The 14955-nt window shown below is 66.8% G+C and carries 13 protein-coding genes; 5 read left to right on the top strand and 8 right to left on the bottom strand.

Annotated features, from left to right (window positions below):
- Window positions 1-14: 14 nt before the first annotated feature.
- The 3 genes from mltB to AC1KAR_RS17260 are packed head-to-tail and all read right to left on the bottom strand — an operon-like array spanning window position 15 to window position 4210.
- A complete protein-coding gene (gene mltB, locus AC1KAR_RS17270) occupies window positions 15-1154 on the bottom strand; it encodes a lytic murein transglycosylase B (protein WP_480319927.1) in 1140 nt (379 codons plus the stop codon).
- A gap of 37 nt (window positions 1155-1191) precedes the next feature.
- The gene (locus tag AC1KAR_RS17265; RefSeq protein ID WP_480319926.1) at window positions 1192-3213 is read right to left on the bottom strand and encodes a transglutaminase TgpA family protein; all 2022 of its coding nucleotides are present in this window, start codon (window positions 3211-3213) and stop codon (window positions 1192-1194) included.
- A 1-nt stretch (window position 3214) separates the two neighbouring features.
- Window positions 3215-4210 carry a DUF58 domain-containing protein gene (locus AC1KAR_RS17260; protein ID WP_480319924.1) on the bottom strand — a complete coding sequence of 332 codons (996 nt, stop codon included), beginning with the start codon at window positions 4208-4210 and terminating at the stop codon, window positions 3215-3217.
- Between the two features lie 89 nt (window positions 4211-4299).
- Between AC1KAR_RS17260 and AC1KAR_RS17255 the strand changes: the two genes are divergently transcribed.
- Complete coding sequence (locus AC1KAR_RS17255) at window positions 4300-5487, top strand: cation:proton antiporter (RefSeq protein WP_480319923.1); 1188 nt, start codon at window positions 4300-4302, stop codon at window positions 5485-5487.
- Between the two features lie 31 nt (window positions 5488-5518).
- On the opposite strand, the gene AC1KAR_RS17250 is transcribed toward AC1KAR_RS17255, so the two are convergent.
- The gene (locus tag AC1KAR_RS17250) at window positions 5519-6781 is read right to left on the bottom strand and encodes a glycosyltransferase (protein WP_480319921.1); all 1263 of its coding nucleotides are present in this window, start codon (window positions 6779-6781) and stop codon (window positions 5519-5521) included.
- A 96-nt stretch (window positions 6782-6877) separates the two neighbouring features.
- Between AC1KAR_RS17250 and AC1KAR_RS17245 the strand changes: the two genes are divergently transcribed.
- Window positions 6878-7414 (top strand): TetR/AcrR family transcriptional regulator, encoded by a 537-nt coding sequence (locus AC1KAR_RS17245; RefSeq protein ID WP_480319919.1) that lies wholly within the window; start codon window positions 6878-6880, stop codon window positions 7412-7414.
- Window positions 7415-7422: 8 nt separating this feature from the next.
- Here the strand turns inward: AC1KAR_RS17245 and AC1KAR_RS17240 are convergent, their stop codons facing one another.
- Complete coding sequence (locus AC1KAR_RS17240) at window positions 7423-8349, bottom strand: AAA family ATPase (RefSeq protein WP_480319917.1); 927 nt, start codon at window positions 8347-8349, stop codon at window positions 7423-7425.
- A 39-nt stretch (window positions 8350-8388) separates the two neighbouring features.
- Between AC1KAR_RS17240 and AC1KAR_RS17235 the strand changes: the two genes are divergently transcribed.
- Both AC1KAR_RS17235 and AC1KAR_RS17230 read left to right on the top strand, forming a co-directional pair.
- Window positions 8389-9324, top strand: a complete 936-nt coding sequence (locus AC1KAR_RS17235; RefSeq protein ID WP_480319915.1) for a histone deacetylase family protein — start codon at window positions 8389-8391, stop codon at window positions 9322-9324.
- An 82-nt stretch (window positions 9325-9406) separates the two neighbouring features.
- Entirely contained in the window at window positions 9407-10747 is a 1341-nt protein-coding gene (locus AC1KAR_RS17230) for a mechanosensitive ion channel family protein (RefSeq protein ID WP_480319913.1), read from the top strand.
- On the opposite strand, the gene AC1KAR_RS17225 is transcribed toward AC1KAR_RS17230, so the two are convergent.
- Window positions 10744-11490, bottom strand: coding sequence for a phytochelatin synthase family protein (locus tag AC1KAR_RS17225; RefSeq protein ID WP_480319911.1), 747 nt, complete (start codon window positions 11488-11490; stop codon window positions 10744-10746). The genes AC1KAR_RS17230 and AC1KAR_RS17225 overlap by 4 nt on opposite strands.
- A gap of 16 nt (window positions 11491-11506) precedes the next feature.
- Window positions 11507-13030 carry a fumarate hydratase gene (locus tag AC1KAR_RS17220; RefSeq protein ID WP_480319909.1) on the bottom strand — a complete coding sequence of 508 codons (1524 nt, stop codon included), beginning with the start codon at window positions 13028-13030 and terminating at the stop codon, window positions 11507-11509.
- A gap of 47 nt (window positions 13031-13077) precedes the next feature.
- Here AC1KAR_RS17220 and nhaA point away from each other — a divergent pair, with 47 nt between their 5' ends.
- Window positions 13078-14283, top strand: coding sequence for a Na+/H+ antiporter NhaA (nhaA, locus tag AC1KAR_RS17215; protein ID WP_480319907.1), 1206 nt, complete (start codon window positions 13078-13080; stop codon window positions 14281-14283).
- Here the strand turns inward: nhaA and AC1KAR_RS17210 are convergent.
- On the bottom strand, window positions 14277-14885 hold the full coding sequence (locus tag AC1KAR_RS17210; protein ID WP_480319905.1) for a TIGR00645 family protein: 609 nt from the start codon (window positions 14883-14885) through the stop codon (window positions 14277-14279). The genes nhaA and AC1KAR_RS17210 overlap by 7 nt on opposite strands.
- Between the last annotated feature and the right edge of the window lie 70 nt (window positions 14886-14955).

Raw genomic sequence — 14955 nt, 5'->3', positions numbered from 1 at the left:
GCCATGTGTACGGCTCACTGCGACGCAGGCGGCTCCACCGCGCGCGGTGCCGCAGCCGCGTCTGCAGTGTGCTGGCGGATCAAACCCACCGACTCGCCCAGATCGATGACGGCCATCGCGTAATAGCTCGACCAGTTGTAGCGCGTGATGGCATAGAAGTTGGCCGTGCCCGCCACGTAGCTGGGGGGCGCGTTATCGCCGTTCTGCAGTTCGATCAATGCCAGTTGGCCGGGGTACTCGCGCCCGGCGGCCGGGAGCCCCGCGCCTTTCTCGGCGAACTGGCGGGCGGTGAAGCTCGGCAGGATGTCAGGCCCCAGCAGGAAGGCGCGGTCGGTCGCGTCCACGGGGGCGGCCACGTCGAAGCGCGTGGGCACGCCGCGCTGCCAGCCGAACTCGGCGAAGTAGTGCGCCACGCTGCCGATCACATCGGCCGGGCTGTTGTGCATGTCGATGCGGCCGTCGCCATCGAAGTCGACGGCGTATTTGTTCCAGCTGCCGGGCATGAACTGGCCCATGCCCATCGCCCCGGCGTAGCTACCCTTGAGCGACATCGGATCGATGCGCTCGCTGTGGCACAGCACGAACAACTGCTCCAGCTCGTCGCGGAAGAAAGGCGTGCGGTCCTTGCGGCCGGTGGGGAAATCGAAGGACAAGGTGGCCAGCGCGTCGATCACGCGGAAGCTGCCCATGTGGCGGCCGTAAATCGTCTCCACGCCGATGACACCCACGACGATCTCGGGCGGCACGCCGTACATCTCTTCGGCGCGCTGCAGCCACTTCTCGTTCTCGCGCCAAAACGCAACCCCCGCCCGAATGCGCGTGGGTTCGACGAAACGCGAGCGATACGCCGCCCAGTTCTTGGCCGTGCCCGAGGGCGGCGGCATGATGAACTTGGCAACGCTCGGGATGTAGCGCGCCTCGGCCAGGCGGGCCTGCACCCAGGCCGGGTCGAGGCCGCGGCGCTGCGCGAGCTCGGCGCCGAAGCGCATTACGTCTTCGCGTTGGCCGTAGGTAAAGGATTCGGGCGCGCTGTCGTCACGCGGCTGAACCTGCGGGCGTTTGGTCTGCGCGCTGGCATCAGGAGCGAACGCGGCGGTGCAAAGCAGGGTGGCGATGGACGCCAGGGTGAGAAAGCGGATGTGGGTGGCGAGCATCGCCGGATTATCGAGGCACACACCTCGATACGCGGCTTCAACCCCGCGCTGCGCGCAGGCTCCGCGTGGCACTGCGCACCTCGCGCCACCAGGTGGGCGAGGGCCGCGTGATGGCGCTTCGGCTGTAGCGTTGCCGGTCCAGTGTCTCCAGCAACGTGGCCAGGGCTTCTCCGCGCTCGCCAAAGCGCTGTCGGACCTGCGTGGCGAGTTCGCGCGGAGGTGCGTGCGATGCGGCATCGAGGCCCAGGGCGCGCAGGGTCTTGCGCAGCTCGCGTGCCTGCCGCTCCCACGGGTTCTGCCGATGCCGATCCCACCAGGCCCACACGGCGCCCACCAGTGCCAGCCCGCTGAAGATGCCGATCAGCATCAGCGCGAGGTCGGTCCAGTCGGGTGAGTCGATGCCCAGGTGCTTCAGCAGGTCGAGCTGCTGGCCGCGCGAGTAGCTCAGCACCCATTGGTTCCAGCGGTTGTTGAGCGTCTCCCAGGTGTTGCGCAGCTGGGCCAGGAACCGGGCGTTGACGTTTGCGAAGGCGCCCGCCACCAGGCCCGGCGCGGGCTGGAGGCTGCGGCTGCGAAGGATGCGATCGGGCGCGACCGCGGAGGTCGGGTCGGCTCGCAGCCAGCCGCGGCCTTCCTGCCAGTACTCGGCCCAGGCATGGGCGTAGCTCTGACGCACGATGTAGTAGCCATCGACCGGGAGCGGGTCAGCACCCTGGTAGCCGGTGACCACGCGCGCGGGCACGCCAAGCGCACGCATGATCACCACGAATGCGGCTGCGTAGTGCTCGCAGAAGCCCATCTTGCGATCGAGCCAGAACTCGTCGATGGCTGTTCGCGGGTCGGTCTCTCCGTACAAGCCCGGAGCCAGGGTGTAGCTGTACCCGCCGGTGCGGATGTGCGCCATCACCGCGCGCGCGAGCTGCGTGGCATCCGCATTGACGTAGCGCGCATCGTTGCCGAGCTGCTCAGCCCAGGCCAGCGTGCGTGGGTTGTATCCCGTCGGCAGCTGAACGTTTTCGCGCAGGGAGTAGTCGCGCTGCAGCGGCCCGTGGCCGAAGTCCGTATGCGCGGTGGCTTCAAGACGGACGCGCTCGAACTGCGGGCGCGAGAGCAGCCAGATCATGTCTTCGCTGCGCGTTGGCCGCATCTCGGGCACACCGTCGACCTTGGTGGTCGCCTCCAGCAAGGGCAGGAGCCGAAGGCGCAGCGGCTCCAGCGTCATCTCGTACTGAATGGCCGGGCCGCGCAGGCGCAGGTCGCTACGCGCCGGGCTGTAGGTGGTGTAGCTGGCGTTCCAGGTCTGACCATCGAAGCGTGACAGCACCGGGCCACGGAAGTAGAGCGTTTCGGGCGCCGGCGCGGCGCCGAAGAACCGAATGCGCATGGCGATGCTGTCGTCGGCGGCAATCTCGGCCACGCTGCCCATGCTCATGGTGTTTGACAAGCCCGTCTTGCCGACGCCGTCCTGCGGCACACCCCACAGCGGGCCGATGCGAGGGAACAGCACGAACAGCAGCACCATGATGGGCGCGCCGAGCAAGGCGGTGCGCAGGGCCAGGCCCCCGGCCTTGCGCAAGCTGGGCTGGCCGACCGGCATGTGCGCCAGCACCACGGCGGTCAGCAAGCCCCAAACCGACACCAGCATCGCACCGGCCACCAGCAGCGACTGCGAGAAGAGAAAGTGCGTCAGCACCAGGAAGAAGCCGAGGAAGAACACCACGAACGCATCGCGGCGTGCCCGCAGCTCCAGCGTTTTCAGCGCCATCAGCACGACGGCCATCGTCACGCCCGGCTCTTTGCCGAGGAGCGTCTTGTACGACCAGAGCGTGAGCAGCGCTGCCGCCGCCAAAACCCCCACCAGCAACCAGCGCCCGGGCAGCGGCCCGTTGGTCAGCGCGAGCTGCCCGCGCCACAGCAGCACGATCGCGGTGAGCAGGCCGCACCACACGGGCACGTTGGCCAGGTGCGGCAGCACCGTCCAGGTAATGACGCCGAGCAGGAACAGCGTGTCGCGCGATTCACGCGGCAAGTGTCGCCAGCCGGACCAGGTCACTCCCATGTCAGCCCCATAGCGCCAGTGTCTCCAGGCAGCGCTGGCGGTGTGATTCACCGTGGCCGGGCGGGATCTCGCTTGCGGCCAGGCGCAAGCCGTAGTCGACCTCGGCGCGATCGGCGGCGAGCACCCATGCGGCCAGGCGAGACAGGCGGTCGTCGGGGGCCAGGCCCGCGGCGTGCGCCCAGTCGAGCCAGAGCTCGTGATGGACGGCGGTGCTGGTGTCGCGGCTCACGAGGTCGCCGCCGGCTTCCAGGCTGCGCGCGGCTTTCTTCCAGAACACGAGCTTGAGCGGGTCGCCGCGGCGGTAGCCGCGCACGCCTTCGAACTCGCCGCCATCGCGGCTGCGTCGTGCCGCCGGCCCGCCCGGTGCGGCATGCGCGGGCGGCAGCGGCGCGGCCGGGTGCTCCGGCTTGGGGTAGGCGATCACCTGCGCCGCCGGCCGCCAGATCGACCAGGCGCGGAACAAGCCAAGCGGAAAGCGCGTCTCGACACTCAGTGCGGGCACCTCGTGCCGCCCGCGAACCGCGGGCACGAAGCTCACCTGGGCGATCGCCTGCCCGTCTTCCGGCACATCGGTCCAGCTCAGGCTGCTGGAGCGCATCGATTCCATGCGCAAGCCGATGCCGAATCGCGCCTTGCCTGCGCTGGTGAGCGTGATGTCCAGCAACGCCGGCGAACCCGCGAACACCGCCGCGGGCGGGCGCAGGTGCAGGGTCAGCCCGCGCAGCGTGTTGTGGGTGACGTGCATCGACACCAACCCGCTGCCCGCCAGCAGGAAGGTGAGCACGTAGCCGAGGTTCAGCTGGTAGTTGATCGACGCGACCAGGAGTACCAGCAGCGTCAAACCGAACATGAGCCCTGCTCGCGTGGGCAGGATGTAGACGTTGCGCTGTGTCAGCAGCAGCGTGTCGGTGCGCGGCAACCGGGCCTGCCACCAGGCTTTCCACCGCTTGCGCAGGGGAGCGGCGGGGCTGCTGAGGCGGAACGCATCGGTGGGCATGGGGGGATCGTAGCCGCCTCGCTTCGACCGGGCGTGTGTCGGGTCACGAAGCGACCTAACATCCGACTCCACCAAGGAGCGGGGTGCACGTGGAAGACATCAAACTCATCGAACTGTTGTTGTTGTGCGTACTGCTCGTGTTGCCACGCGCGTTGCAGCGGTTTCGCTTGCCTGCGCCCCTCACGTGCCTGGTGATTGGCGTCGCGGCCTCCCAGTTGCTCGAGGCCGAGCTGGGCGCTGATGTCGGGCCGGTGCACCTGCTGGCGGTCCTGGGCATATCGTCACTGTTCCTGCACGCCGGGCTGGAGGTGGACTTCGCGCAGTTGCGCAGCCAGGCCGGCCCGATCGCGATCTTCACCGCCGTCCGCATGTTGTCACTGGCGGCGGCGGCGTGGTGCGCGCACCGGTTTCTGTCCCTGGGCTGGCCCGCGGCGGTGCTTCTCGCGCTCGCGCTGCTGACGTCGTCCACCGGTTTCATCCTCGATTCCCTGGATCGCTTTCGGCTCGACGAGGGCGAGCGCAGGGAGATCGCCAACGAAGCCATCGTCGGCGAGGTGCTCGCCCTGGCGCTGATGTTCGTAGCACTGCAATCCGGCACGCCGGGCGCGCTGTCGCGTTCGACCGCAATCCTGGTGGCGCTGGTGGTGGTGCTACCGCTGACCTACATTGCGCTTGCGCGGTGGGTCGTGCCGCACGCGCCGGGGTCCGGGTTCTCGTTGCTGGTGATGGTCGCGATCGCAGCGGCGTTCGTCACGCACGGGCTGGAAGCCGAGCACATGCTGGGCGCATTCATAGCGGGCGTGATTGCCACGCAATTGAGTCGCCGTGCCGGGTCTGTGCTGACGCCCGACACCATGCACGCCGTGAAGCTCTTCTCGAGCTTCTTCATGCCGTTCTACTTTTTCTACAACGGCATGCATGTGCCGTTGCAGGCGCTGGGGTTGGAGGCTGCGGGCGTAGGCATGGCACTGTGCCTGTTGATCCCCTTGCGCTACCTCGCCTCCTGGGCGCGCCACAAGCTGCTCGGCGGCAGCCGCGGCGCGTCCATGCGCATCGGCGTGTCGCTCTTGCCCACACTCATCTTCACCCTGGTGCTGGCGCAACTGCTGCACAAGCACTTCCACATCCCGGACGCGCTCTACGGCGGGCTGCTGGTGTATGCGTTTCTCAATACGCTGCTGCCTTCCTTGCTGCTGCGGGTGGGCGTGGGCGAGACACAGGCCGAGCAACACGCCGCCAAAGTGCACGAGCCAGTGCAAGCGGGCCCGAGCGCCTGAGCGTCGGTGCTCAACGCCACCCGCATGGCGATCAGCGCGGGGTGGACGGAAGCGGCAGCTTCAGCAGGGCATCGCACGCCAACGAGACGCCCGAGGGCTCGCCCGACAGCCTGGCCGCCACGCGCTCGCACTGCGTGCGCAGTGCGGTGTCGGCGGTGAGTTCGCCCAGCACGCGCGCCACGGCGTGTGGGCGGTAGCGGCGCGGCATGAGCTGTCGCGCCACGCCCAGGCGCACCGCACGGCTGGCGTTGTCGAACTGGTCAAACGCCATGGGGCGGATGAGCTGCGGCACGCCAGCCAGCAGCGCCTGGCTGGTGGTACCGATGCCGCCGTGATGCACGAACGCCGCCAGCCGCGGCAGCAGGGCCTTGAACGGCACGTAGCTGACATGCGCTACACCCGGCGGGAGCGAAGCGGGTAGTTGCCGTGCATCCTGGGTGATCAGCAGGCCGCGCCGGCCGCTCAGCGCGCAGGCACGCGCCGAGGCTTCGAAGAAGGCATGCGACGAGGTGTTGGCGGTACCGGCCGTAAAGGCCACCGGCGCCTCGCCCGCACGCAGAAAGCTCTCGACCGCCGGTGGCAACGCGTCGTCCTGCCCATGGTCGTAGAGCGGGAAACCGGTGAGCGGAACACTCGGTGGCCAGTCGGGTTGCGGAGCCGCGAACCACTCCGGGAACATGCCCAGCGTCAGCGCGGCTTCGTGGATCCATGCGTGGTACATGCGCTGCACCGGCGGCAGGCCCAGTTCGGCGCGCAGTTCGTTGAACGGCTTGGTGAAGAGCGGGTCCAGGAAGCGGTGGTCCATCAGCTTCCACAACCAATGCTTCACGAAGCGCGGCGCATGCTCCAGGTGACCGAGCGGCCCGAAGGCCGGCGCAAGGTAGTCAGACCTGAACCACGTGGGCGCGAGATGCACGGTAGCAACCGGTGTTCGCTCCAGTTCGCCCAGCAGGCGTGTGGCCCAGGCCAGCGACGAACCGACGACAAGCGTGCGCCCCGGCTCGAACTCGCGCCGCAGGGCCTCGAGGCAGGGGCGCAGCGCGCCCGTCACCGCGCGCGCCAACAGCGGGATTCCCTTGATGGGGTCGGTGGCGTCGCTGTCGGCCAGGAAGCTCGTGTACTCCGCGGCCGGAATCACCTCGACGAAGGGCACGCCTGCCTCGGCCGCGAGGGTCGAGAAGCTGCCACTCGCAAAGAGCACAGGCGGATGCCCGCGGCGCTGGAACTCGCGTGCCAGCGCCACGAAGGGCAGCACGTCGCCGTGCGTTCCGGCTGCGGTGATCAAGATCTTCATGGCTCCCTCATCTATGTGAACACTGTTTACTTCAAAGGATAGCAGACAATGTGAACGGTGAAAACATCAAGGCGCAACACCTATCACCACGGAGACTTGCGTGCCGCTCTGCTGGCCTGTGCACACGAACTGCTCGACGAGGGCGGTGTGCCAGCCGTGAGCGTGCGCGAGACGGCGCGCCGGGCGGGCGTCACACCCGCGGCAACCTACCGCCATTTCGCTGATAAGGACGCGCTTCTCGTCGCCCTTGCCGTGAGTGGTTTCGACGACTTTGCCGAGGCGATGCGTCAAGCAGCTGCCGGATCGAGCGAGCCCTTCGCTGCGATGGGGGCTGCCTATGTACGCTTCGCGGTGGCGCGACCAGGCATGTTCCGCTTGATGTTCGGCCCTTCAGTGGCCGACCGCGGCAAGAGTCCCGAGCTGTTGGCCGCGATCGCCAAGGCGACGCAGCTTTTCGATCAAGGCATGAAGACACGCACCGACGTGACCGGCGACGCCGGTGCAGCCGGCTTGCGTTCGTGGGCGCTGGTACATGGCCTGTCGATGCTGATCCTCGACGACATGCTGCCCGGCTACGACCCTGAGGAGTTGGCCTGGGCGGTCACCAAGTTGCCCAAGTCGCGCGCAAGCTGAGAGTTTTCTCAGACCAGCGGCACGGCGGCCACCATGGCGCGCACCTGCTCGCGCGCGCCACGGCCGGCGCCGGCCACCGGCACCAGGCGGTGGGCGACGGTCTGCACGAGGATGGCCTGCACGTCGTCGGGCGCCACATAGTCGCGTTGGTCGAGCAGCGCGTGCGCTTTCGCGGCGCGCAAGACGCCGATGCCCGCGCGCGGGCTGAGCCCGTCGACGAACCAGGCGCCACTGCGGGTGGCAGCGATCAAGGCCTGCAGGTAGTCGAGCAAGGCATCCGATGCATGCACCTTCAGTACCTCCTGCTGCGCCGCCAGCAGGTCGTCCGGTGTCATCACGGCGCTCAGCCCGGCAATGGCTTCACGGCGGTCGACACCCGCCAGCAGCGCGCGCTCGCTGGCCTTGTCGGGATAGCCAAGGGTCAGGCACATCAAGAAGCGATCGAGCTGCGATTCCGGCAGCGGGTAGGTGCCGAGCTGGTCGGTCGGGTTCTGCGTGGCGATCACGAAGAAGGGGCGCGGCAGGGCGCGGGTTTCGCCTTCTACCGTGACCTGATGTTCTTCCATCGCTTCGAGCAGCGCGCTTTGCGTCTTGGGGCCGGCGCGATTGATCTCGTCGGCCAGCAGCACTTGTGCGAAAACGGGGCCCGGGTGAAAGACGAAGGCCTCTTTGCTGCGCTCGTAGACGCTGACGCCGATGAGGTCGGTGGGCATCAGGTCGGCAGTGAATTGGGTGCGTGAAAAGCGCAGCCCGAGCGAAACGGCCAAGGCGTGTGACAGCGTGGTTTTCCCGACGCCAGGGACGTCTTCGATCAGCAGGTGACCGCCGGCCAGCAGGCAGGCGACACAGTCTCGAACCTGCGGTCGTTTGCCGACGATGATCGTGCTAATCTGGTCAATCAAGCGGGTGAGCTGCGACGCAAGGCTTTGATTCATGCGAAACACGATACCCGAAACGCCGTCGCGCAGCCTGCCATGCCAACCGCCATCTACACCCACCCTGACTGCCACGCCCACGACATGGGCGCAGGGCACCCCGAATGCCCGCAGCGGCTCGACGCGATTCACGATCACCTCATCGCACAAGGGCTCGACGCTGCTCTGGTGCAGCGTGAAGCACCCTTGGTCGACCTGCGCGACGTGGCGCTTGCCCACACGAGCGCTTATGTCGCTTCTTTGAAGAGCCGCCTGGAAGAGATCGCCGTGAGCGGGCAGCCGGCGGCCTTCGACCCCGACACCAGCGCCAACGCCGGCACCTGGAAGGCTGCGCAGCGCGCGGCGGGTGCGGCCGTCGCGGCCACCGATGCCGTGATCGACGGCGAGGTCGACAACGCCTTCTGTGCCATCCGCCCGCCTGGCCATCACGCCACGCGCGACGAGACCATGGGCTTTTGCTTCTTCAACAATGTGGCCATCGCGGCGCGTCACGCGCTCGACGTGCGCGGCCTGAAGCGCGTGGCCATCGTCGATTTCGATGTGCATCACGGCAATGGCACCGAAGACATCGTGGCCGGCGACGACCGCATCCTGATGGTGAGCTTCTTCCAGCATCCGCTGTACCCCTACAGCGGCGGCGTGCCCAAGGGCAGCAACATGATCAACCTTCCGATCCCGCCGTACACCCGCGGCATGGAGATCCGCGAGATGGTCGAGGCGATGTGGATGCCGCGGCTCGAAGAGTTCAAACCGCAGATGGTGTTCTTCTCTGCCGGCTTCGACGCCCACCGCGAAGACGAACTGGGCCAGCTCGGCCTGATCGAGGCCGACTACGAATGGATCACCATGCGCGTGAAGCAGGTGGCCGATCGCCATGCCCAGGGCCGCATCGTCTCGTGCCTCGAAGGCGGCTACGCGTTGAGCGCCCTCGCGCGCAGCGTGGCCGCGCACCTGCGCGTGCTGGCCGACATCTGAGCTGCCCTGACACTGATCGGCCCTGACGCCCGGCTGAGCGTCGGCTGCCCATTGGCCTGACCTGCCATTCGAATCATCAGAAATGAAACCGACGTTCGACATCAAGGAACTCCAGGTCCTCTTGCACAACCTGGGCTCGCCGAGTGCGCTGACCGAACTGGGCCTCCTGCTGGCCTGCCTGGGTGTCTCGTGGCTCGTGACGGCTGCGCTGCGGCGCGCCTTCAAGATGCCAGGGTCGATCCTCTTCGGCGACCGGGTCTACGACGGCGTGCTGTTCCCCGTGCTGGCTCTGCTGCTCGCGCTGCTTGCGCGACACGTGCTGATCGATGACGGCAAGGTGGCGGTGTTCAAGCTGGCCATCCCGATCCTCACGTCGCTGGTGCTGATTCGCCTCGCCGTGCGGGTTCTCTCGGCGTCGTTCCCGGAGAGCAAGTGGGTGAGGGCGATCGAGCGCACGGTGTCGTGGCTCGCATGGATCGCGGCCATCCTGTGGATCACGGGGGTGCTTCCGGTCGTGATGCAAGGGCTCGACGAAGTGAGCTGGCAGATCGGCAAGGCGCACATCTCCGCGCGCACCTTTGTGGAGGGGAGTATCACCACGGCGCTCGTGATGGTGCTTGCGTTGTGGCTCTCGGCAGCGCTCGAACGCAAGATCATCCATGGCACCGGCAATGACCTGTCGATGCGCAAGATGGTGGCCAACATCCTGCGCGCCGTGCTGCTTTTCATCGGCATGCTGGTGGCGATGTCGGCGCTGGGCATCGACCTCACGGCGCTGAGCGTGCTCGGTGGCGCACTGGGTGTCGGCCTGGGCTTCGGCCTGCAGAAGATCGCCGCCAACTACGTGAGCGGCTTCGTCGTGCTCGCCGAGCGTTCACTTCGGATCGGCGACATCGTGAAGGTCGACAACTTCGAGGGCCGCGTGATCGACATCCGCACGCGCTACACCGTGATTCGCGCACTGGGTGGCCGCGAGGCCATTGTGCCGAACGAAATGCTGATCACCCAGCGCGTGGAGAACCTGTCTCTCGACAGCTCGCGGATCGTGGTGTCGAGCATGGTGCAGGTGGCCTACGGCACGGACGTGCGCGCCTTGCAGCCGAAGCTGATCGCCGCCATGGCAGCGGTGCCGCGCGTGCTTCAGGATCCCGGGCCGAGCGCCAATCTCTCCGCCTTCGCCGCGGATGGCATGAACATTTCGCTCTCGTTCTGGATTGCGGACCCGGAGAACGGGCAAGGCGGCGTGACGTCAGAGGTGCATCTGGCCGTGCTCGACGTGCTCCAGGCCGAAGGCATCGAGATACCGTTCCCGCAGCGTGTCATGCACAGCAAGGCCGGGAACGACGAGGCACCGGCAGAGCCGTCAAAACCCCAGCGTGAAGAACCAAGCCGTGGCCAGTCGAGCCCGGCCAGCGATACCTAGCGCTGCGACACCAGCACGTAGCCCCGCGTGCGCCCTTCGTTGGAGGCGTCGGGGGTATTCATCGCGGCGAACAGGTCGGCAGCCTGGACCCACACCGGCGGGTACTTGTAGCGCGCCACGTCCATCAGCAGAAAGCGGTCGCTGCGAGCGTCGTAGGCCGCCAGCGGTGAGATGTGTCCGCCGCGCTCCTGCCCGAGTGTGCGTCTCAGGTAGTTCACGACGACATGGTGGCCCGCCGTGCCCAGCGCCTTGGCGGCAGCGGTGCGAAAGCCATCGAGGCTGCTGTCGGCCGCGTGCGTGACCGACACCTGTACGCCATGGCTCGCGACGAGCTGACCGAACTGGTCGAGCGTCATGCCTTGCTTGAGCAGCACGGCCTGCGGCAGGATGCGTTCGGTGCCTGCATTGAGCGCGTTGTCTTGCGTGAACATCGCGTAGGCATCTATGCCCGGGACGGCCGGCGCCGGCACGGCCAGCGCGTTGAGCACCATGACCATCGAGGCGACACCGCAATAACTTTGCGTGGCCTGCGTGACGAAGTGGATGCTGAGCGGCCAGTAGGCCTCGCGCGCTGCGCTCTCGAGAAAGAGCCGCGTGCCCGCAGCTTCGTCTAGCCGTATAAGTTCGACAGCGGACTGCTGGGCTGATGCAGGCCGGGTGTCGGCGGGCGGCAACCCGCACGACACCCCCGAGAGCCCGGCCAGCAGCGACAGTGTCGCAATTGCGAGTCGGCCGGGCTTCATGGGGAGGTGGCGCCGGTCAGGCCACGGCCACGGGGATCTTCCCGATCTTGGCCTGCCATTCCTTCGGGCCGGTCTCGTGAACGGAGGTGCCGTTCGCATCGACCGCCACGGTGACGGGCATGTCCTGCACCTCGAACTCGTAGATGGCTTCCATGCCCAGGTCGGCAAAGCCCAGCACCTTCGATTTCTTGATCGCCTTGGACACCAGGTAGGCCGCACCCCCGACCGCCATCAGGTACGCCACCTTGTGTTTCTTGATGGCTTCGATGCCGCTCGGGCCACGCTCGCTCTTGCCGATCATGCCGATCAGGCCGGTGTTGGCCAGCATCATCTCGGTGAACTTGTCCATGCGCGTGGCGGTGGTGGGGCCGGCGGGGCCGACCACTTCGTCTCGCACCGGGTCGACCGGGCCCACGTAGTAGATGACGCGGTCGGTGAAGTCGACCGGCAGCTTCTCGCCCTTGGCCAGCATGTCCTGGATGCGTTTGTGCGCTGCGTCGCGGCCGGTCAGCATCTTGCCGCTGAGCAGCAGCGTGTCGCCGGGCTTCCAGCTCTGCACTTCTGCGCGGGTGAGGGTGTCGAGGTTGACCTTCTTGCTCTTGTTGTAGTCGGGGGCCCAGTGCACGTCGGGCCACAGGTCGAGGCTCGGCGGGTCGATGTAGGCGGGGCCCGAGCCGTCCATCACGAAGTGGGCGTGGCGGGTGGCGGCGCAGTTGGGGATCATGGCGATCGCCTTCCCGGCCGCGTGCGACGGGTACATCGAGATCTTCACGTCGAGCACGGTGGTCAGGCCGCCCAGGCCCTGCGCGCCGATGCCCAGCGCATTGATCTTGTCGCACAGCTCGATGCGCAGCTCTTCGGTCTTGTTCTGCGGGCCGCGCTGCTTGAGTTCGTACATGTCGATGGGCTCCATCAACACTTCCTTGGCCATGAGCATGGCCTTCTCGGCGGTGCCGCCGATGCCGATGCCCAGCATGCCGGGCGGGCACCAGCCGGCACCCATGGTGGGCACAGTCTTCATGATCCAGTCGACCACCGAGTCGCTCGGGTTGAGCATCGCGAACTTGCTCTTGTTTTCGCTGCCACCCCCCTTGGCGGCCACTTGCACGTCGAGCGTATTGCCGGGCACCACGGTCATGTGGATCACCGCCGGCGTGTTGTCGTTGGTGTTCTTGCGCTCGAATTGCGGGTCGGCCACGATGGAGGCGCGCAGCACGTTGTCGGGGTGGAGGTAGCCCTTGCGCACGCCTTCGTTCACGGCATCTTCGATGCTGCCGGGGAAGCCCTCGAATCGCACGTCCATGCCGATCTTCAGGAACACATTGACGATGCCCGTGTCCTGACAGATCGGGCGGCGCCCTTCGGCGCACATCTTCGAGTTGGTCAGGATCTGCGCAATCGCGTCCTTGGCGGCTGGGCTTTGCTCCGACGCGTAGGCGCGTGCGAGATGGGAAATATAGTCGGCAGGGTGGTAGTAGCTGATGTACTGCAATGCTGCGGCGACGCTCTCGACGAGGTCTGCGTGGCGGATGGTGGTCATGGCGGCTCTCTCAGGCGGAAAGGCAAATTTTACTCAAGGGGTAGCCAGTGATCAGTGCGGCATTCAAGCGGTTTTTCGCGGCGGGTTCGGCAGGTGGGGTCGTGCTCGCGCTTGCGACCGTATTGGCCCTGGTCATCAGCAATTCCCCGTTCGGGGCCGACTACGAGGCCTTTCGCAACATCCCGGGCCAGGTACGCATCGGCGAAGACTGGCTCGAACTGTCCAAGCCGCTGATCCTGTGGGTGAACGACCTCTGGATGGCGGTGTTCTTTCTGCTGGTCGGGTTGGAGATCAAGCGAGAACTGATCAAAGGTGAACTCTCGACGCCCCGCCAGGCCATGCTGCCGGCCGTGGCCGCCCTGGGTGGCATGGTGGTGCCGGCCTGCATCTACGCCGCCATCAACATGAACGACCCGGTGGCCCTGCGCGGCTGGGCGATCCCCGCGGCGACCGACATTGCGTTTGCGCTGGGCATCCTGCTGCTGCTGGGCTCGCGGGTGCCGGCGTCGCTCAAGGTGTTCCTCACGGCGGTGGCGATCATCGACGACCTGGGGGCGATCGTCGTCATCGCGCTCTTCTACACGGCCAACCTGTCGCCCGCCATGCTGGGCATTGCGGCAGTCGGCCTGGTCGCCTTGTTCGCGCTCAACCGCATCGGAGTTCGCAGCGTGCTGCCGTACCTCTTCGTCGGCGTGATCATCTGGGTGTGCGTGCTGAAGTCGGGCGTGCATGCCACCCTGGCTGGCGTGGCGACGGCGTTTGCCATCCCGCTGGGCGACGAAGACGATTCGCCCCTCGAGACGCTCGAGCACGCGCTGCACCCCTGGGTGGCGTTCCTGGTGCTGCCCGTGTTCGCCTTCTCGAACGCCGGCGTGGCGTTGCAGGGCATCACGCTGCAGACCCTGGCCGAGCCCGTGCCGCTGGGCATTGCCTGCGGCCTGCTGTTCGGCAAGGCCATCGGCGTGTTCGGATCGTCCTTGCTGCTGACGCGTCTGGCGGGCGCGCAACTGCCCGACGGCGCCAACCGATGGCAGTTCTTCGGCGTGTGCGTGCTCTGCGGTGTCGGCTTCACGATGAGCCTGTTCATCGGCGGGCTGGCCTTCGAAGGCCAGGGAGCGGGCTATGACACGGCCGTCAAGCTGGGCGTGCTGGGCGGCTCACTGATCGCCGGAGTGCTCGGCACCGCGATCCTGCTGCTCGCCGAGCGGCGCGGTCCGTCGCGCCGCCGCAAGCAGCACATCGAGATTCAGTGATCGGCGCCGGCGTGGTTGCCGGTCAGGATGCGATCGGTCCACGCAATGGCCAGTGCCGAAAGCAAGAAGGTCAGGTGAATGAGCGTCTGCGCAATCAATACCCGGTCGGTCAGCGCACCGGCGTTGATGAAGGTCTTGAGCAGGTGGATCGATGAGATCCCGATGATCGCCATCGCTAGCTTCACCTTGAGCACCGACGCATTCACGTGGCTCAGCCACTCCGGCTGATCGGGGTGGCCTTCGAGGTCCATGCGCGAGACGAACGTCTCGTAGCCGCCAACGATGACCATGATCAGGAGGTTGGAGATCATCACCACGTCGATCAGGCCGAGCACGACCAGCATGATGATGGTTTCGGTCAGCTTGCCGTTCTGGACCTCCACCGGGGTCGCTCCGACGGCGGCAAAGATGGCCTTCAAGGCCGGTTCGCTGCCCAAGGCGGCCTGGATCAGGTGGGTCAGTTCCACCCAGAAGTGAAACACGTACACCGCCTGGGCGAGGATCAAGCCGAGATACAGCGGCAATTGCAGCCAGCGGCTTGCAAAGATCAGGGTCGGCAGGGGGCGCAGTTTGCGCGCTGGGGGGGTGAGGGGCGTCGTCATGACGAGGGTCAGGGTTCAGGGATTGTCCGATTGCCCGCGATCTTAATTGGCTCAAGCTGCTGGTTCATGA

The sequence above is a fragment of the Piscinibacter sp. PDB1-1 genome (genome assembly GCF_056675995.1).
This window is presented reverse-complemented; position numbering and strand designations above follow the sequence as displayed.